The sequence below is a fragment of the Cysteiniphilum litorale genome, from assembly GCF_003428165.1.
Taxonomy (GTDB): Bacteria; Pseudomonadota; Gammaproteobacteria; order Francisellales; family Francisellaceae; genus Caedibacter; species Caedibacter litoralis.
In genome coordinates this window covers 43,142-60,542 of the sequence record NZ_QLIQ01000003.1, presented here as the reverse complement: position 1 = coordinate 60,542, position 17,401 = coordinate 43,142, and the positions used below count along the sequence as shown (strand labels likewise).

The following is a 17,401-nucleotide window of genomic DNA, read 5'->3' as shown; positions in this document are numbered from 1 at the left end:
TTATCTCACCATTAACTGTTTGATAAGACCAATGGCATAAACTGCGCAAATAATCATGGTAATACAGAAGCTTGCCGGTAAGTTGGCATAAAATGCAAGACAAAGCGCACCCCAAACACTGCCAAGAGAAATAATAATGCTCAGCAGCATGCCCTGATAAAAACCATCACTCCATTGAAATGCACAAGCAGCAGGACCTATGAGTAATGCAAACACCAATAGCACCCCAACAATTTGGCATGCCATGGTTACGGTTAATGCCAGAATGATAAAGAAGATAACAGAAAGAAGTTTATTAGGGATGTTTTTAGCGCGCGCCAGAAGGGGGTCAATCGAGGTGAAAAATAGTGCTCTTGAGATAAAGAGTAATATGGCAATAATAATAAGCGCCATGATGATCAGTGTGATGATTTGCTCCATTGACACCGTTAAGATATTGCCAAACAAGATCGACATAATCGAGCCTGAGTAACCGGTTTGATAGAGATACAGGAAATAAGCACCAAGACCTAAGAAGAAGGTGAGTACAATACCAACAGCAAGATCATTTTTTTTGATCTTATCACCCATAGCACCCATGATGCTTGCGGCAATAATGTTAGCAATCAATTGTCCGTTCATCGCTGAGATGCCAATTAATACAGCGCCTGCAGCACCGGTGAGACTAATGTGCCCCAAACCATGTGCGGCAAAGGCAGCTTTGCGTAGTACAACAAAGAAGCTCACGATACCACAGATGATGGCAATTAAGGTGCCCGCGATAAAAGCGTTTTGCATAAAGCTATAAGATAACACTGCGATCCTCCTTTAAGCATGGCAGTTTTTGGCAAAGATGCACGTGTTGGTTTTTGAAGTGAATAAAGTTATCCAACTCATGCGCAATCTCATGCATATCATGTGAGATGATCAAAAGGGTTATGTTTTGTTGGGCGTGAATGGTTTTAAGTGCTTGGATAAAGTCTTGCTTGGCTTGAGGATCAAGATCAGATAGAGGCTCATCAAGTAGTAATAATTTAGGATTATTAATTAAGGCTTGCGCAAGATAAATGCGTTTTTTTTGCCCACCTGAAAGGGTTTCAAAGGGCTTCTTCGCATAGTGTAGAGCACCAACAAGTTCTAAAATATCATGTGCTTTTTGCTTAACCCCTTTACCAAAAGCAGGTAATCCAAGTCTGTTAGCATTAAAACTAGACTTGATTAACGTTAAAGCTGAAATATTTGGGTTAAGGTTAAGCTCACGCTCTTGTGGGATATAGCTAATCAATTGATTATTTTTGCCTATTGCCTGCGAGAAAAGTGTTAGGCTACCGGCAATAGGTGATTCAAAACCTAGAATGGTTTTAAGGAAAGTGGATTTGCCTGTACCATTCTCACCAACGATACCTAACCATTGGTTTTGATAAATCGTTAGATTGAAAGGCTTGCATAAAGGCGCTTGAGCTGAGTGACCAATAACAAGATCACTGCATTGGATGATGATTGTGTCACGCATATTATTGCTGAAGATTTGTCAAAGGGTTGTCTTCTTTAACTGTTTCTTTAGCTTCTTTGGCGCTTGCCTTTGTTGTATCTCTACTTACTTGAGGCATTGCTTTCACAGTAGGTGTTTTGCTGTTGTTATGTTCTGTGGCAGTTGCTTGCTCCAATGCTTTTTGTGTATCACTAAGATTGGCTTTAAGCCAAGTGATCACATTATCATTTTGCGGCATGGTTTCACTAACGCCAACGTAAGGAATATTATTGTCTTTGGCGAGATTTAGAATGTTCTCAGTGACATTGTCATGTACTTGCTGGTTATAAAAAAGTACTTTGACGGTGCGCTTTTTAAATAGGTTTTGATAGTCAGCGAGCATTTTTGGTGAAGCTTCAGCGTCGTTCATTACTGTCCATTGGAATTTTTGTCCAAGCATGGTTAGTCCTAGTGCGTCTGCCATATAGCCAAAGACGGGCTCTGTGGCAGTTACCTTGGTGCCGGCAAAGCGTGATTTGATATCATTGATTTGGCTGTAAACAGTTTGATAGCGTTTATCAAAGGTTTGATAGTTTAAGTCAAAGGTTTTCTTGTGCTCGGGTTCGATTTGGCTAAAGACTTCAGTAAGCTTTTTAGCAAGTGTTGGGAAGGTATCCGGGTTGTACCATAGGTGTGGATTGTCACCACTTTTGGCATTCATTAAAGTTGCCACATCAATAATAGCCACTTTGTTATTGCTTGATTGTGCGTTTAATAACTGCTTCATCCAAGGATCATAGTCGGCACCGTTGTAAATAATGACTTGCGCATCATTTATAGCGACAGCCGTACTGGCAGAGGTGGTAAATAAATGCGGATCGGCATCAGGATTGTTGATGATGCTGTTGGTTTTTACATAGTCACCGCCAATTAAGCTTGCGACATTGGCATAGAAGTTTTCAGCAGCCACGACTTTGATATCAGCGTGTGAGCTGCTGATAAGTGTAAGAAATCCTGTCGCAATTAATATGATTTTTTTGCTATTTCTGTAGAGGGTAGACATACAATAGTTCCTTAAGATGATCAGTGTGTCAGTATTAATGTTATCCTGCAAAACGATATAATATATCATTTTTTATTTTTGGCAATGCTTAAGTTTTTATCTGGCAGAGATCATTGATTTGTGCTAGAATCCGCCTCGCATTTTGTCAGTAATATCTGTTTGCAATCACTTTTGCTTTTAGTTTTGGCTTAATGCTTATGTAAAACAATAAGAAACCACACGTTGCTCGACACGCTTTTAGGGTGCCTTTTAAAAGGGTTTAAAAGTGGGAGTAATGGCGGAATAACCCATTAATTGGAGAAAAATATGTCTTTAATGAAAGAAATGTTACAAGCTGGTGTTCACTACGGTCACCAAAAGAGATTCTGGAACCCAAAAATGAGCGAATTCATTTTTGGTATTAATCACGGTATTCACATTATCAACTTAGAAAAGACAGTGCCTTTGTTTCAAGATGCTGTTAATTTCGTTGGTAAAGCAGCGTCTAAAAACGGCAAGATTTTATTCGTTGGTACTAAGCGTCAAGCACAAGAAGTGATTGCTGAAGAAGCATCACGTTGTGGTATGCCATATGTTAATCACCGTTGGTTAGGTGGTATGTTGACGAACTATAAAACAATTCGTCAATCAATCAAGCGTTTACGTGATCTTGAAAAAATGCAAGAAGACGGTACGTTTGAGCGTATGACAAAGAAAGAAGCGTTACAAAACTCACGTGAAATCGAGAAGCTAGAAAAAGCGCTAGGCGGCATCAAAGAAATGGGTGGTTTGCCAGATGTTTTAGTCATTATCGACAGTAAAGAAGAGCATATTGCGATTGAAGAAGCTAAGCGCTTAGGTATTCCTGTTGTTGCGGTTGTTGATAGTAACTCAAGTCCTGATGATATCGATTATGTTATCCCTGGTAATGATGATGCAGTTAAAGCAATTCGTTTTTACTTAAGTAAATTTGCTGATGCGATTATTGATGCAAAACAAGCGTCACATATCGCAGAAGAAAAAACAGCAGACGTTTCTGAAGAAGAAGCTTAATTAACTGAAGTTATGCACTTTAGAAAAAGCTATGATTTTATAAACACCCCGTCAGCCTGCGGCTGCCACCCCTCTTGCAAAGAGGGGAATTGGGCAACGGTGATTTTAATTCCCCTCTTTGCAAGAGGGGTGCCGAGCCTAAGAGGCGGGGTGTTGAAGTAGTAAAAGGTCGTAACTCAGCAATTAATAAGTTTATATTTTAAAAGTATTAACAAGAAGGAATCTAATCAATGGCTACTATTAGCGCACAATTAGTAAAAGAGCTTCGTGAGCGCACCGGTGCGGGCATGATGGAGTGTAAAAAAGCATTAACTCAAACTGATGGTGATATCGAAAAAGCAGTTGAAGAGATGCGCAAATCAGGTGCGGCAAAAGCAGACAAGAAAGCATCTCGTGTTGCTGCTGAAGGCGTTATCGTAATGTCGCAATCTGTAAACAAAGCGGTAATCGTTGAGATTAACTCTGAGACTGACTTCGTTGCACGTGATGAGAACTTTAAGAAATTTGCTGATGCAGTGGTTACTGCAGTCGCTAACTCAAATGCAAAAACACTTGAAGAAGTACTAGCTTTAACTTTAGCAAGTGGCGAGAGCATCGAAGAAGCACGTAAGAACTTGATCGCTAAAATTGGTGAAAACATTAACGTGCGTCGTGTTGATGCACTTGAAGGCGAAACGGTTGGCGTTTACAGCCATGGTGGTCGCATTGGTGTGATCGTTGCAATGAACGGTGGCAATGAAGACTTAGCAAAAGATATTGCTATGCACATCGCGGCATCAAACCCAATCGTTGTATCACAAGATCAAGTACCAGAAGATATCGTTGCGAAAGAGAAAGAGATCTTTATCGCTCAAGCGCGTGAAAGTGGCAAGCCTGATGAGATTATCGAGAAGATGATCACAGGGCGCATTCGCAAGTTCTTGGATGAGCAAAGCTTAGTTGGTCAGCCGTTTGTTAAAAACCCTGATCAAAAAGTTTCAGATCTATTGAAAGCAAACAACGCAACAGTAACTGGCTTTATTCGTTTTGGTGTTGGTGAAGGCATCGAAAAAGAAGAGACTGACTTCGCAGCTGAAGTGATGAGCCAAGTTCAAGGAGCATAATTAATATGTCACACCTGACACTTAAGCGTGTTTTAATCAAATTAAGCGGCGAGTCGCTATCAACGGATGGCTTCGGTATCCAAGTATCAGCGGTTCAAGGCATTGTAAATGATATAAAAGAAGCGCTAAGTTCAGGTGTGCAGTTGGCTATAGTCATCGGCGGAGGCAATATCCTAAGAGGTGGGCGTGCTAATTTTCAAAATCAAATTGAAAGAAGTACCGCTGATACCATGGGTATGCTTGCGACGATGATTAACGCATTGGCGTTATCAGACATATTAACGCACGCAGGTATTGACAATGAAGTGTTATCCTCGCGTGGCATTGATGGCGTGCTAGAGTGCACCAATCCAAAACGTGCAAAATGCTATTTAAATGAAGGAAAAGTGGTGATTTTTGCGGGTGGTACAGGCAATCCCTTTGTGACAACCGATAGCACAGCAACGCTTCGTGCTATCGAAATTGATGCGGATGCCATTTTAAAAGTAACGACTGTTGATGGTGTTTATGATAAAGATCCAAATAAACATGATGATGCGGTTAAATTTGACAGTTTGAGTTTTAATGAAACGCTCAAACGTGAATTGGCAGTAATGGATTTAGGTTCGTTTGTACAGGCACGTGATTTTAATGTCCCTATTTGTGTATTTAATGTAAATAATTCAGGTGCCCTGTTACGTGTGCTTCAAGGCAAAAGAGAAGGCACTTGGGTTAGAGACTAGGAGAAACTCATTATGATTAAAGAGATTTTAGCGGATGCTAAAGACCGTATGGAAAAAAGTTTAGAGAGTTTACGTCATGATTTGGCAAAGATCAGAACAGGACGTGCTCACCCTGACTTATTGGCGCATGTAACGATTGATTACTATGGCATTGAAACACCGATTGCACAAGCAGCTAATATTACGGTTTTAGATGCGCGCACGTTGGGTATTACACCGTGGGAAAAAGGCTTAGCTTCAAAAATTGAAAAAGCAATTTTGATGTCTGACCTAGGGCTTAATCCAGCAAATATGGGTGATAGCTTACGAATTCCAATGCCTGCATTAAATGAAGAGCGTCGTAAAGAGATGGTTAAATTAGTGCGTTCAGAGGCGGAAAAAGGGCGCGTAGCGATTCGCAATATTCGTCGTGATGCCAACTCTGATATCAAAGATTTGTTAAAAGACAAAGAAATCTCTGAAGATGAAGCAAAAAAAGGCGAAGAAAATATTCAAAAATTGACCAATGACATGATTGCAAAGGCAGATGTCATCGTTCAAGAAAAAGAACAAGACTTAATGGAAATTTAGTGCTATATGCCAAATGATAACATGCCCAAGCATGTTGCAATTATCATGGATGGTAATGGGCGTTGGGCAAAAAAGAGACTTTTCCCACGTACAGCAGGACACAAAGCCGCAGTCAAAAGCGTGCGTGCTGCAATTGAATTTGCCGTTGAGAAAAAGATTCAAATACTAACACTTTTTGCTTTTGGGCGTGAGAATTGGTTACGTCCACAAGAGGAAGTTGACACGCTGATGATGCTATTTTCAGAAGTGCTTGTTAATGAAGTAGCGATGATGCAGGATAATAATGTGCGATTACATGTTGTCGGTGATCGTAGCCGTCTATCTCATGAGGTCGTTAACAATATCAGCAATGCTGAAAAAGAAACAGCGCATTGTAGCGGACTGCAATTGAATGTTGCGATTGATTATAGTGGTCAATGGGAAGTGTTAACGGCTGCTAAAAAGCTATTACAACAACTGCAAAGTGGCATATTGAAGGCTGATGAAATTGATCAAATCAGCGAAGAGGATTTCAGCGCGTGTTTGATTAAAGAAATTCAAACGCCAATTGATTTATTGATTCGTACCAGTGGCGAAAAGCGGATTAGCAATTTTATGATTTGGCAGTTGTCATATGCTGAGTTATACTTCTGCGACAAGTACTGGCCTGATTTTTCAAAAAAAGATTTTAAGTTGGCGCTAGATGAATATCAAAAGCGCACAAGACGCTTTGGCAAAACGGATGAGCAAATGAAGGGGAAAGTGTGAAGGAAAGAATTATTACTGGAATTATTTTAGGTCTTATCGTGCTATGGGCGATTTTTCGCTTAAGTGATACGATTTTTGATACCGCAGTGGCAATTATCTTATTGTTTGCTGCATGGGAATGGGCTGCTTTTGCTAATGCAAAAACATTGCCTAAACGCATCCTGTATTTAGTCATTACATTGGTTTTAATTTATCTATCACAATATGTTAAGCTGCCGATATTGATACTATCCTGCCTTTTCTGGATTTTCGCACTTTATTTGATATTGCGTTACCCTAATGTGCGTTTTAATGCATTATCTAATAGCTCACGTTACTTGATGGGCTTTTTTGTGATTGTACCACTATGGGTATCCGTCTCTTTATTGCATCAACAAAAACCATCATTTCTATTGCTAATGATGTTGGTGGTAACACTTGCCGATAGCGGCGCTTATTTCGTTGGACGTCAATATGGCAAGAAGAAATTGGCACCGGTGATTAGTCCTAAGAAAACGATAGAAGGCTTAGCAGGAGGTGTGATATTTGGTGGGCTTGCAGGTGTTGTCTGCTCACTTATCATTAGTCACAGTCGCTATGAGCAAACCATTTTAATTATCCTGTCTTTTGTGATTGTGTTGATTGCACTATTGGGTGATCTTTTTGAAAGCATGATCAAACGCGAATGTGGTGTTAAAGACAGTGGCAATATTCTACCAGGGCATGGTGGTGTTTTAGATCGTATGGATAGTTTATTTTCAAGCTTACCGGTGTTTGTTTTAGTTTTGTTAGCATTTGGACTGTTGAGCTTGAGTTAAAGCCTCATATTTTTTATCGAGAAATTAATAACTGTAATTGTTCAAGATAGTTTGACTCATCAGGTGGCATATGATTTTTTTGCGCACTCCAGATGGATTCGGCTAGATAGTCCATCATCATATGCTGCACCTTATGCTCATCACGCTGTTGCTGGCAAAGCTGTTGGTAAATCTGGTGGATACCATTAGGGCGATTAGTAACAACTTGCTCAATTAATCCCATATGCAGCCCCATATGCAGAAAGGGGTTGGTTTCACCGATTTCTGGTGGGAAGTCTTTGTCTAGATTATCCAGATTTGACAGATAATGATGATACTCAGGATGATGCTCTATAATCCGTGTGATTTGCGTTTCAAGGTCAGTTAATGGCTGCTTGATTAAATACTTATGCCAACTGTCAAAGTATAGTTTTCTAAGTTCTAAACGATCGGAGCTAAAAATCATAAATAGGCTTCTTTTTGTTTGAATTCACATAAATCATAAATGGGGCATGTGCCACATTTTGGCTTTTTCGCAATGCAGATATAGCGACCATGTAAAATAAGCCAATGGTGGGCATCTTTTAAAAACTGTTTGGGAATTACTTTAAGTAAATGCATCTCCACTTCATCAACATTCTTACCAGGGGCTAAATTGATGCGATTGGCAATGCGAAAAATATGCGTATCAACTGCCATGGTTAGCTCACCAAAAGCCGTGTTTAACACAACATTTGCGGTTTTGCGTCCAACACCTGGTAATGCTTCCAAAGATTTACGATCACGTGGCACAAGGCTATTATGCTTTTCAATCAACAGCTGGCAGGTTTTAATAACGTTTTTAGCTTTTGTTTTATATAAACCAATCGATTGAATATATTGCATAAGGCGTGCTTCACCCAGTGCCAGTATTGCTTCAGGAGTATTCGCAACGGGATAAAGCTTATCAGTGGCCTTATTTACACTAACATCCGTGGCTTGTGCTGATAAGATCACAGCAATCAGAAGCTCAAAGTCTGAGCTGTAATTTAGCTCAGTTGTCGGATTAGGATTGTTATGCTGCCAGATCTCAAAAATTTTTTGACGCTTTGCTTTATTCATGAGTGTCAATTAATCCATTTTTTTCTTGGCTTTAAAGTTTGCTAAAGCTTGTTCAATATAAGCTTTCTTATCAATGTTCATATTACTTAAACGAATGTTTTGTTGATGTTTTTTGGTCTCACTTTCTTTTTGCTGTTTAAGACGTATCGCACGTTTATTATGCCGGCTACGATAGTGAGCTTTTTGTGCCTCGTATTGAGTGTCAGTTAAGGTTTGAGGTTGTGCCTCTAAAGGTAACTCATGCATTTCAATACAATCCATAGGACACGGTTCAACGCATAAATCACATCCAGTACATTCTTCATTAATCACCGTATGCATTAATTTTTTAGCGCCCATAATCGCATCAACAGGGCAAGCTAAAATGCATTTAGTGCAGCCGATACACAGATCTTCATTAATCCATGCAACTTTCTTTGGCGCATGCGTTCCACAGCTTTGATCAAGCGTTAGCTTTTCTCTTTGTAATAATTTTGCCAATGCATCTGCACCTTGTTGACCACCCGGTGGACAGCGATTGTGCTTCTCACCATTGGTGATGGCCTTGGCATAATCATAGCAATCTTGATAACCGCATTTAGTGCATTGAGTTTGTGGTAAAAGCGCATCGATGGCGTCAATGGATACAATCATTGGAGTATTAAATTATTTCATTCATCTGATAAGTTGGGCATTGTAGCACAAATCATGATTTTTGTAACAAGCATGCAGAAACTGCACCTTGCTTAGTTCGTTTGAGTATGGTGAAGTGTGACTGTGATGGTGGTAGGTTGTTACTTGCGTATTCAGCATAAATAACGCAATCATTATTGATATTGACATTGCTAAGGATGCTAGAGAGTGATTGCTCCAATAAATCACTACTAAACGGCGGGTCAAGAAAAATAACATCATAGTTATCGCAAGTTTTTAGATGAGTTAAAACATCTCTTTGATAGATAGTGGCATTTTCTATGTTGAGTTTGTTTTTATTACTGTTTAAATGCTTTATTGCCTGAACATCAAGCTCAAAGAAATCACAAGATTTTGCCAAGCGTGATAGGGCTTCAAAACCTAGTGTGCCACTGCCTGCGAAAGCATCAAGACAGTTTGCGTCAACAACATAAGGCATAAGCCAATTAAATAGTGTCTCACGTAAACGATCTGAAGTTGGACGCAGAGTAGAGTTATTTTCTCCACTAAATTCAATCTGGCGTGATTTATACTTGCCAGAAATAATGCGTACTTTGCTTAATGGTGCTTTACTAGTGTGTGTTTTAGAAAGAGGGCGCATTGTTTTATTCTCTCATTTTCCAAAATAAGAAGCCTAAAATGATCAAAAAAATAAAGCTTGGAATAGCGGCTCCCCAAAACCCTGAGAGGTTATAAACAAGACTAAAGGGTCCAAAGGTTTGGTTAATAATATAGAAGCTAAAGCCAAAGAGCATGCCGATGATAAACTTATAACCCAAGGCCGATGAGCGCATCGATCCTAAAGAGAAGGGCACTGCAATCAACATTAAAATAATTAGCGAGAGCGGTTGAAAGAAAGTCTGCCAAAATTTAAGCCAAATGCGATTGGCACTTTGCTGACCTTCTTTGTTGACTTTGATATAGTCAATCAGCTCGCTTAAATTAAGATAATCGGTATTGGAGGTAATGATCTTAAGTAAAAAGGGTGGTAATAGGTTATTCCAGTACTGTTGTTTATCATGGTAAACAATGCTGCTATCTTTGCCAATTTGCGTGCTTGAGACATCATTGACTTGCCATTGCTTATTGGTAAATAACGCATTATCGGCATGATCAATTGCCGTGAGTTGATTGTTATCGATGGTATATTTAGTGATGTCTTTAAGCTTGCCATTAGCATCATTTTTACCAACATGGATAAAGGCGTTGCCTTCACGAATCCATAAGGTTTGCGTGTCATATAGTACCAATGCTTCATTACCACCTGTGGCAAGCGTTTTGTTAATCGTTGCCTTTTTTTGGAAATATGGTGCAATGTAGGCGCCAGTTAAAAATGTTAAAAACGCCAAGCCAAAGGCAGCTAATAGTACGCCTTTAGCAATTTGTGTGATCGATTGACCTGAAGCGCGCATAACGATCAATTCACTATTATTGGCTAAAAGCCCAAGCCCCATAAGGCCTCCCAATAAAGCGCACACCGGCATGATTAGGTAAATGTTCGCAGGCACCTCATAAAGAACGTACAAAAAGGCAGCTAATGCGGTGAAGTTACCTTTGCCAATGTCACCGGCTTGTGCAATATAGGTGAATAAAAAGAAAATGGCAGTTAATGCCAGAATCATAATAAAAGACGTGTATAAAACGGTTGAGGCGACATATAAAGTTAAGCGTTTCATGTGTTGACCTCTTTGGTTTTCTCTTCAAAGATACGTCCGTTGTATTGTTTGAGTATTAAAAGCATAATACCGGCAAAGACAATATGTACCCACCAAAGTCCAAGCCAACTTGGGATATTGCCATCATTAAGCCATGACTTGGATAAAGATAGGAGGTTGAAATAAAGAATAAATACTATAAGGGCTGGAATGATTTTGCTATAGCGGCTTTGGCGTGGACGCATTTTGCACATCGCAAGTGCGATGAGTGAAGAGACGAGTATTGCCAAAGGAAAGCTTAATCGCCATTGCAGCTCAGCCTGATAGCGTGGTTCATTGCTATTTATTAGTTCTGAAGTAGGAACAGATTCGATAGAGTTGTTGTAGCCTACGCTAACCTTGGTTGGGATAAATTGCGTCGCTTCAGTGAAATGACCTTTTTGCACTTCAGCAACACCCGGCTTTGCATCATAGAAATAGCCATTTTTAAGTACTAGATATTGATTGCCATCAGGTCTTGTTTCGGCATATCCGGTAGGGGCTGTGATAATTGTGCTGCCATTGTTGGGTTTTTGCTGATAAATGAAAATATCATGCAAAGTGCCATCAGGATCGGTTGACTTGGTATAAACGACTTGTTTGCCATCACTAAAGGGTGTGATTTTTCCTGGCTGAATGAAGCTTAAAAGCGAACTTTTAGTCGTTGTCTTTTGTACCAGAAAATAGTTTTGATCCATTTTCGGTAATACAAGTAAAGTTAGAATAAGCTCTATCGCAAAAAGACTTAATGCAGGGATCATAATGAATTTTAATAAGCGAAACCAGCTAGTGCCACAGGCAAAGGTGACTGTTAGTTCGTTATTAGCAAACATTTTGCCGTAAACAATCAAAATGGCAAAGAAAAAGGCGATTGGTAGCAAATACGCAATATATTTGGGTAACATGACTGAGATCATTTTAAAAACAGCATCAGCTTCGATATTACCGCCAGAAACAATCGATAGATAACGCACAAACATATTACTGATCACAATTAACAGCAGGATAAGAATAATCGCCATCGTCATATTCACAAGCTCGCGATTAAGATAACGTAATAAAATCAAAATTTATCCTCTACAAATCATTATGTAACTAAATAAAAATCTAAGTTAATTAACTCGATACTAAAAACTTAGTGTATTTTACACGAATGTGTCAGAAAATCAGTGTTTTTGTCGGTTATTTTGAAGTTACACATATCGAGCTAAAGCTTAGTTTGAATGAGGAATGTTGGAGTTGATTCCAGTTTTTATCTAAAAAGTCTGGAGTCTGTTCCAAGTTTTTTGTTAAAAATCTAGAGTTGATTCCAACTTTGTCGTTTTTATATTAACTTCTGATTGGCGTTATTTTGTTAATTTGTTAGATTAGCGGCATTAAAAGATAAAGTGATATCAATAAGGCAAAAATGATTTTAATAACTGGCGGCACTGGGTTTATCGGCTCGCATACGGTAGTTGAGTTTTTAACAGCAGGCTTAGATGTTGTTATTTCGGATAATCTTTATAACAGTAGTGATGATATTATCGAACGTATTGCAAAAATCACTGCTAAAAAACCCATATTTATTAAAGGTGATATCCGTGATGAGGTCGTATTGCAGCAAATTTTCAGTCAATACGATATCAAGATGGTGATCCACTTTGCGGCATTAAAAGCCGTGGGAGAGAGTGTTTTTAAACCACTGGAGTATTATGATAATAATGTTGCAGGGACGCTAAATTTATTAAAAGTCATGCAGCAACATCATGTCAAAAGCTTTGTGTTTAGCTCATCAGCTACGGTTTATGGTAATCCACAAGAAATCCCGATTACTGAAAAATGTTCGATTGGCACACCAACCAATCCTTATGGTGTCTCTAAAGTGATGGTTGAGAAAATGCTGCGGGATTTGGCATTCGCTGATAATGAGTGGTCGATTGCGTTGCTAAGATACTTCAATCCAGTCGGTGCGCATAAAAGTGGTTTAATTGGTGAATTACCAAATGGTGTGCCAAATAATTTATTACCTTATCTCACACAGGTGGTTAGTGGCAAGTTGGCAAAGTTATCTGTTTTTGGTAATGATTATAATACGCCCGATGGCACAGGGGTTCGTGATTATATCCATGTGGTGGATTTGGCGTTAGGACATCTAAAAGCATATGAATATATTAAGAATCAAAAAGGTTGTCATATTTGGAACTTAGGTACGGGTAATGGTTATTCGGTACTTGAAGTCATTGATGCCTTTGAAAAAGCTACAGGAGAGAAAGTGCCCTTTGAGATAAAGCCACGACGCGCCGGTGATATTGATGAGTGTTGGGCAGATTGCTCAAAAGCAAAAAATGAGCTTAATTGGTATGCAACACGCGATATTAACGAAATGATGATTGATAGTTGGCGTTGGCAGAGTAATCAATAAAATTTGACAAGTAAGAAAGTAAGATAAATAAAAAGTAAAGCTAGTTAAGCTTAAGCAAATAAGTGTAGAATTGCTTGAGTTTATATATGTTATTTAAAATACAGAGGAAAATATGGCATTAACATCACAACAGCGTCAACAGCTAAAGGCGCAAGCACATAGTTTAAATCCAGTGGTTATGCTTGGAGATAAAGGATTAACGGAGAATGTGTTAACTGAAATTGATTTAGCATTAACGGCACATGAGCTTATTAAAGTTAAAATCGCAGGTGCTGAAAAAGAAGTGCGTCAAGCAACGACTGAGGAAATTTGTCAGAAGACCAAATGTGAGTTGGTGCAATTAATTGGCAATATCTCGATATTATATCGCAAGAAGCCAAAGAAAAAAGGGGCATAACATGGGGTTTTTCCCGGTGACACGTCCAAGAAGATTGCGCCGCACTGAAGTATTGCGAGAGCATATTGCTGAGACGCGTCTGCATATGAGTGATTTGATGTATCCGGTATTTGTCGTCCATGGTGAGAACATCAAGCGCGAAATTACGGCAATGCCAAATCAGTATCACTGGTCACTTGATCTGCTGCCTGAGTTGATTGATGAGATAAAAAAAGCCGGTGTTTTATCGATTATGCTGTTTGGTATTCCAGCGTGTAAAGATAAATATGCCTCAGAAAATTATGCCGATGATGGCATCGTGCAGCAAGCGATTGCTAAGATCAAAGCGCTTCATCCGCAATTGATTATTGCCACAGATGTCTGTTTGTGTGCATACACTGAAGATGGACATTGCGGTATCGTGCATAATAATGAGATTAATAATGATCAGACCTTAGAGATATTGCAAAAAACAGCGGTTTCACATGCCAAAGCAGGGGCTGATATCGTCTCACCCAGTGGCATGATGGATGGTATGATTCAAGCGATGCGTTATGCCTTGGATCAAGAAGATTACGCTGAAGTCGCGATTATGTCTTATGCGGTGAAATATGCTTCAAGCTTTTATGGACCCTTTAGAAGTGCGTGTGATTCAACGCCAAAGGGTGACAGAAAGTCTTATCAAATGGATTATCGCAATAAAAAAGAAGCACTTAAAGAAGCGCAGATGGATGAAGATGAGGGCGCTGATTTTTTAATGATAAAGCCGGCTTTAAGCTACTTGGATATTATTCAAGATGTTAAAGATAATAGCACGTTACCGATCGCGGCATATCATGTCAGTGGTGAATATGCGATGATTAAAGCTGCAGCTGAGAAAGGTTGGATTGATGAAAAAGGTGTTACTCTTGAATCCTTAACAGCGATAAAGCGCGCTGGTGCTAAAATCATTCTTAGCTATAGCGCATTGGATGTCGCTAAGTGGCTATAAGGAAGTAGTTTCAGAATCTAAAAACACCTACTGTGCACTGCGCGAAGTCGAAGCGCTGCACTGAGCATCAGTCAAAGTGGGTATCTTTAAAATCACACATTAGCAAAAGCTTCCGTGGATGCCTATTTCTGTAAAGTTAAGCGCAGGTAGCACCATCACCAAATAGTTGATTTTTTATAATGAATTCTGCCGAATAATCTCTATATAATGAAACCTCATGCTAATTTTTGAAGGTGAGTTATTGATGGAATATATCGTACATAAATTTGGTGGTAGTAGTCTTGCAGATGAGGTGAAAATTGAGCGTGTAGTTAATATTATTGGCACGACACCGCAGTCAGTGGTTGTTTCTGCAAGTGGTAAAACCACGAGTTTACTAAAAAAATCCATTGAACTTGCCTTAGAGAATAAAGACAGCACTAAAGTGATTGCGCAACTTACTGAACATCACCTATCTTTGATTAGCGCATTATGCCCTGAAGACAAAACGCTTAAGAATACCTTTGAAAGTGATGTTACACATTTAAAGCAAATGCTCACGACAATTGCCTTAAGTGGCATTTGTGGTGATGCCTTGGAGTATTTTATTTTAGGGTTTGGTGAGCTGTGGTCGGCACAAATTTTAACAGGCGCTTTGCAACATAAAGGCATTAACACTGAGTTTATTGATGCATCTAAAGTGTTGTTTATCGATGATAATCATAAGCCTGTCAGTGTTGATTGGCAAAGAAGCCAGCAAGCGGTTGATCAGAAATTTAATGATCGCAAACATAAAACTTATATCATTACTGGGTTTATTGCCCAAAACCAAGAAGGTGTGCGTAGTATTTTAGGCATGAATTGTAGCGATTACTCCTCAGCTATTTTTGCTAAGCTTTTGCAAGCCAGCAAATTAGTAATCTGGACGGATGTTGCTGGTGTTTATAGTGCTAACCCACAAGTGGTTAAAACTGCGCGTCAATTGAAACAGTTATCCTATAAAGAAGCGTTAGAGCTTGCTTATTTTGGTGCCTCAGTGGTTCATCCATTAACGATTAATCCGATGATGGAAATGGGCATTCCGATTGAAATAAAAAGTAGTTATGAGCCACAAAAACAAGGAACGGAAATTATTCGTGCATTGGATAAAACCAACCTTGAACAATACCTTATTAAAGGCTTAACGAGTATCTCAAATGTTGCCTTAATGCGTGTGCAGGGTGCGGGCATTATTGGCGTCTCGGGAATGGCAGCCAAAGTCTTTAGCGTGCTTGAACAATCACAAGTGTCAGTGATGATGATCTCACAATCAAGCTCGGAATATTCGATTTGCTTTGCAATTGAGGCAAAGCTTGCCAAGCGTGCTACTAAAGCACTAGAACGCCATTTCAAAGCGGAGATTGAGCGCGGTGATATTGAGCATATTTATTGTGAAACGGGTTATGCAATGATTACAGCGGTTGGTGATGGGCTAAGAGCGCAACCTGGCGCTTTAGCGCGTGTGATTAAACCACTAGCTGATGCCAAGATTAACATTCATGCAATTACCCAAGGCTCATCCGAGCGCAGTATCACCGTTACCGTTAAAAAAGAAGATGAAGATCTAGCGCTTAATTTAATTCATCAACAAGCCAAAAATCCACCCGTACAAGAAATAGTGATTGCACTGATTGGTGTTGGCGGTATTGGTGCTGAGCTTGTCAATCAGCTAAAACAACAGCAACAAGTTTTACATAAGCAAAATATTAATTTGCGTTTGGTTGCTGTAATGAGCTCAACGAAGTTATTGTGTGCTGATGATCTTTTGTTAGAGAGTGAGCTACTTCACCAATTAAAAGCAAGTGATTGTAAAGCGGATACAAATGCGTTGGCAAAATACTTACAATCTATTTCTTGTGCGCACAAGGTGCTCGTCGATGCAACGGCAAGCGTTGGTATTGCTCGAGCCTATGTTGATTTCTTGGCACAAGGCATTCATGTAGTGACACCCAATAAATACGCTAATACGCAGTCGATGGATTACTATCGTAAACTTCGCCAAGTAGCACGTAATCATAATGTTACATTTAAATATGAAACGAATGTTTGTGCGGGATTACCACTAATTAGCACCTTAGAAACGTTGCAAAAAACGGGTGACAAAATCCATAAGATCCAAGGGGTTTTTTCAGGGACATTGAGTTATATTTTCAATGAAGTTAATAAGGGTAAAAGCTTTGTTGAGAGTTTAATGCTCGCTTATGACAAAGGTTATACTGAGCCTGATCCACGTGAAGATCTATCCGGTATGGATGTCGCACGTAAAGTGGTGTGTTTAGCACGTGAAATCGGTGTGAGTCTTGAGTTAAGTGATGTTGAAGTGCAGAATTTGACACCAGAGAATTTAAGATCCTGCTCAAAAGAGGAGTTTTTAAAGAAAATCAACTCTCATGATAAGGAGCTAACACAACAGCTTAAAGTCTTGCAAGGTAAAGCTTCAGCACTGCACTTTGTGGGAGAGGTATCAGATATTGGTGAGGCGAAAGTGTCTGTCGCATCATTAGTGCAAAACAGCCCCTTTGTTAGCCTCGATGGAGCGGATAATATGGTACTTATTTATTCCAAGCGTTACGCACGTTCACCAATGGTGATAAGAGGCGCAGGTGCAGGTGTTGAAGTGACTGCAGCGGGTGTTTTTGGAGATATATTGGCGATTTCTAATTAAGATGAAATTTACAGAAA

The 17,401-nt window shown here is 39.4% G+C and carries 19 protein-coding genes; 10 read left to right on the top strand and 9 right to left on the bottom strand.

Going from position 1 to position 17,401, the window contains the following annotated elements:
• From DNJ75_RS02470 to DNJ75_RS02460, 3 genes are read right to left on the bottom strand one after another with little or no spacing between them, the layout of a single operon-like run.
• On the bottom strand, nt 1–777 hold the full coding sequence (locus tag DNJ75_RS02470) for a metal ABC transporter permease (RefSeq protein WP_117001644.1): 777 nt from the start codon (nt 775–777) through the stop codon (nt 1–3).
• Nucleotides 778–781: 4 nt separating this feature from the next.
• On the bottom strand, nt 782–1,477 hold the full coding sequence (locus DNJ75_RS02465; RefSeq protein ID WP_170137175.1) for a metal ABC transporter ATP-binding protein: 696 nt from the start codon (nt 1,475–1,477) through the stop codon (nt 782–784).
• Between the two features lie 16 nt (nt 1,478–1,493).
• Nucleotides 1,494–2,513, bottom strand: coding sequence for a metal ABC transporter solute-binding protein, Zn/Mn family (locus tag DNJ75_RS02460; protein ID WP_117001592.1), 1,020 nt, complete (start codon nt 2,511–2,513; stop codon nt 1,494–1,496).
• A 306-nt stretch (nt 2,514–2,819) separates the two neighbouring features.
• Here DNJ75_RS02460 and rpsB point away from each other — a divergent pair, with 306 nt between their 5' ends.
• The 6 genes from rpsB (at nt 2,820) to DNJ75_RS02430 (ending at nt 7,484) form a co-directional block, all read left to right on the top strand.
• Nucleotides 2,820–3,545: a 30S ribosomal protein S2 gene (rpsB, locus tag DNJ75_RS02455; RefSeq protein WP_117001591.1), complete on the top strand. Its 726-nt coding sequence runs from the start codon at nt 2,820–2,822 to the stop codon at nt 3,543–3,545.
• Between the two features lie 230 nt (nt 3,546–3,775).
• Nucleotides 3,776–4,648 carry a translation elongation factor Ts gene (tsf, locus tag DNJ75_RS02450; RefSeq protein ID WP_117001590.1) on the top strand — a complete coding sequence of 291 codons (873 nt, stop codon included), beginning with the start codon at nt 3,776–3,778 and terminating at the stop codon, nt 4,646–4,648.
• Nucleotides 4,649–4,653: 5 nt separating this feature from the next.
• A complete protein-coding gene (gene pyrH, locus DNJ75_RS02445) occupies nt 4,654–5,370 on the top strand; it encodes a UMP kinase (RefSeq protein WP_117001589.1) in 717 nt (238 codons plus the stop codon).
• A 12-nt stretch (nt 5,371–5,382) separates the two neighbouring features.
• On the top strand, nt 5,383–5,940 hold the full coding sequence (gene frr, locus DNJ75_RS02440; protein WP_117001588.1) for a ribosome recycling factor: 558 nt from the start codon (nt 5,383–5,385) through the stop codon (nt 5,938–5,940).
• Nucleotides 5,941–5,946: 6 nt separating this feature from the next.
• Entirely contained in the window at nt 5,947–6,687 is a 741-nt protein-coding gene (gene uppS, locus DNJ75_RS02435; RefSeq protein WP_117001587.1) for a polyprenyl diphosphate synthase, read from the top strand.
• Entirely contained in the window at nt 6,684–7,484 is an 801-nt protein-coding gene (locus tag DNJ75_RS02430) for a phosphatidate cytidylyltransferase (protein ID WP_117001586.1), read from the top strand. Before uppS ends, DNJ75_RS02430 begins: the two co-directional genes overlap by 4 nt.
• Before the next feature lie 13 nt (nt 7,485–7,497).
• Here the strand turns inward: DNJ75_RS02430 and DNJ75_RS02425 are convergent, their stop codons facing one another.
• The 6 genes from DNJ75_RS02425 to lptF are packed head-to-tail and all read right to left on the bottom strand — an operon-like array spanning nt 7,498 to nt 11,997.
• Nucleotides 7,498–7,929: a DUF1841 family protein gene (locus tag DNJ75_RS02425; protein ID WP_117001585.1), complete on the bottom strand. Its 432-nt coding sequence runs from the start codon at nt 7,927–7,929 to the stop codon at nt 7,498–7,500.
• Nucleotides 7,926–8,564 carry an endonuclease III gene (gene nth / locus DNJ75_RS02420; protein WP_117001584.1) on the bottom strand — a complete coding sequence of 213 codons (639 nt, stop codon included), beginning with the start codon at nt 8,562–8,564 and terminating at the stop codon, nt 7,926–7,928. Before nth ends, DNJ75_RS02425 begins: the two co-directional genes overlap by 4 nt.
• Before the next feature lie 9 nt (nt 8,565–8,573).
• Nucleotides 8,574–9,197 (bottom strand): RnfABCDGE type electron transport complex subunit B, encoded by a 624-nt coding sequence (locus DNJ75_RS02415; protein WP_117001583.1) that lies wholly within the window; start codon nt 9,195–9,197, stop codon nt 8,574–8,576.
• A 52-nt stretch (nt 9,198–9,249) separates the two neighbouring features.
• The gene (rsmD, locus tag DNJ75_RS02410) at nt 9,250–9,837 is read right to left on the bottom strand and encodes a 16S rRNA (guanine(966)-N(2))-methyltransferase RsmD (RefSeq protein ID WP_117001582.1); all 588 of its coding nucleotides are present in this window, start codon (nt 9,835–9,837) and stop codon (nt 9,250–9,252) included.
• 4 nt (nt 9,838–9,841) lie between these two features.
• Nucleotides 9,842–10,912 (bottom strand): LPS export ABC transporter permease LptG, encoded by a 1,071-nt coding sequence (gene lptG, locus DNJ75_RS02405; protein WP_117001581.1) that lies wholly within the window; start codon nt 10,910–10,912, stop codon nt 9,842–9,844.
• Nucleotides 10,909–11,997, bottom strand: a complete 1,089-nt coding sequence (gene lptF, locus DNJ75_RS02400; protein ID WP_117001580.1) for an LPS export ABC transporter permease LptF — start codon at nt 11,995–11,997, stop codon at nt 10,909–10,911. The genes lptG and lptF overlap by 4 nt, the downstream gene beginning before the upstream one ends.
• Nucleotides 11,998–12,338: 341 nt before the next feature.
• On the opposite strand from lptF, the gene galE reads away from it, so the two are divergent.
• The 4 genes from galE (at nt 12,339) to thrA (ending at nt 17,384) form a co-directional block, all read left to right on the top strand.
• Nucleotides 12,339–13,334 carry a UDP-glucose 4-epimerase GalE gene (galE, locus tag DNJ75_RS02395; protein WP_117001579.1) on the top strand — a complete coding sequence of 332 codons (996 nt, stop codon included), beginning with the start codon at nt 12,339–12,341 and terminating at the stop codon, nt 13,332–13,334.
• A gap of 112 nt (nt 13,335–13,446) precedes the next feature.
• A complete protein-coding gene (gene yhbY, locus DNJ75_RS02390; protein ID WP_117001578.1) occupies nt 13,447–13,731 on the top strand; it encodes a ribosome assembly RNA-binding protein YhbY in 285 nt (94 codons plus the stop codon).
• Between the two features lies 1 nt (nt 13,732).
• Complete coding sequence (gene hemB / locus DNJ75_RS02385; protein ID WP_117001577.1) at nt 13,733–14,701, top strand: porphobilinogen synthase; 969 nt, start codon at nt 13,733–13,735, stop codon at nt 14,699–14,701.
• Nucleotides 14,702–14,918: 217 nt separating this feature from the next.
• Entirely contained in the window at nt 14,919–17,384 is a 2,466-nt protein-coding gene (gene thrA / locus DNJ75_RS02380) for a bifunctional aspartate kinase/homoserine dehydrogenase I (protein ID WP_229667673.1), read from the top strand.
• Nucleotides 17,385–17,401: the final 17 nt, after the last annotated feature.

What these genes read in the sequence shown, in the direction of transcription:
- DNJ75_RS02470 (WP_117001644.1), bottom strand. Translation starts at nt 777, where the DNA reads ATGCAAAACGCTTTTATCGCGGGCACCTTAATTGCCATCATCTGTGGT.
- DNJ75_RS02460 (WP_117001592.1), bottom strand. Translation starts at nt 2,513, where the DNA reads ATGTCTACCCTCTACAGAAATAGCAAAAAAATCATATTAATTGCGACA.
- rpsB (WP_117001591.1), top strand. Translation starts at nt 2,820, where the DNA reads ATGTCTTTAATGAAAGAAATGTTACAAGCTGGTGTTCACTACGGTCAC.
- tsf (WP_117001590.1), top strand. Translation starts at nt 3,776, where the DNA reads ATGGCTACTATTAGCGCACAATTAGTAAAAGAGCTTCGTGAGCGCACC.
- pyrH (WP_117001589.1), top strand. Translation starts at nt 4,654, where the DNA reads ATGTCACACCTGACACTTAAGCGTGTTTTAATCAAATTAAGCGGCGAG.
- frr (WP_117001588.1), top strand. Translation starts at nt 5,383, where the DNA reads ATGATTAAAGAGATTTTAGCGGATGCTAAAGACCGTATGGAAAAAAGT.
- uppS (WP_117001587.1), top strand. Translation starts at nt 5,947, where the DNA reads ATGCCAAATGATAACATGCCCAAGCATGTTGCAATTATCATGGATGGT.
- DNJ75_RS02425 (WP_117001585.1), bottom strand. Translation starts at nt 7,929, where the DNA reads ATGATTTTTAGCTCCGATCGTTTAGAACTTAGAAAACTATACTTTGAC.
- nth (WP_117001584.1), bottom strand. Translation starts at nt 8,564, where the DNA reads ATGAATAAAGCAAAGCGTCAAAAAATTTTTGAGATCTGGCAGCATAAC.
- DNJ75_RS02415 (WP_117001583.1), bottom strand. Translation starts at nt 9,197, where the DNA reads ATGATTGTATCCATTGACGCCATCGATGCGCTTTTACCACAAACTCAA.
- rsmD (WP_117001582.1), bottom strand. Translation starts at nt 9,837, where the DNA reads ATGCGCCCTCTTTCTAAAACACACACTAGTAAAGCACCATTAAGCAAA.
- lptG (WP_117001581.1), bottom strand. Translation starts at nt 10,912, where the DNA reads ATGAAACGCTTAACTTTATATGTCGCCTCAACCGTTTTATACACGTCT.
- galE (WP_117001579.1), top strand. Translation starts at nt 12,339, where the DNA reads ATGATTTTAATAACTGGCGGCACTGGGTTTATCGGCTCGCATACGGTA.
- yhbY (WP_117001578.1), top strand. Translation starts at nt 13,447, where the DNA reads ATGGCATTAACATCACAACAGCGTCAACAGCTAAAGGCGCAAGCACAT.
- hemB (WP_117001577.1), top strand. Translation starts at nt 13,733, where the DNA reads ATGGGGTTTTTCCCGGTGACACGTCCAAGAAGATTGCGCCGCACTGAA.
- thrA (WP_229667673.1), top strand. Translation starts at nt 14,919, where the DNA reads ATGCTAATTTTTGAAGGTGAGTTATTGATGGAATATATCGTACATAAA.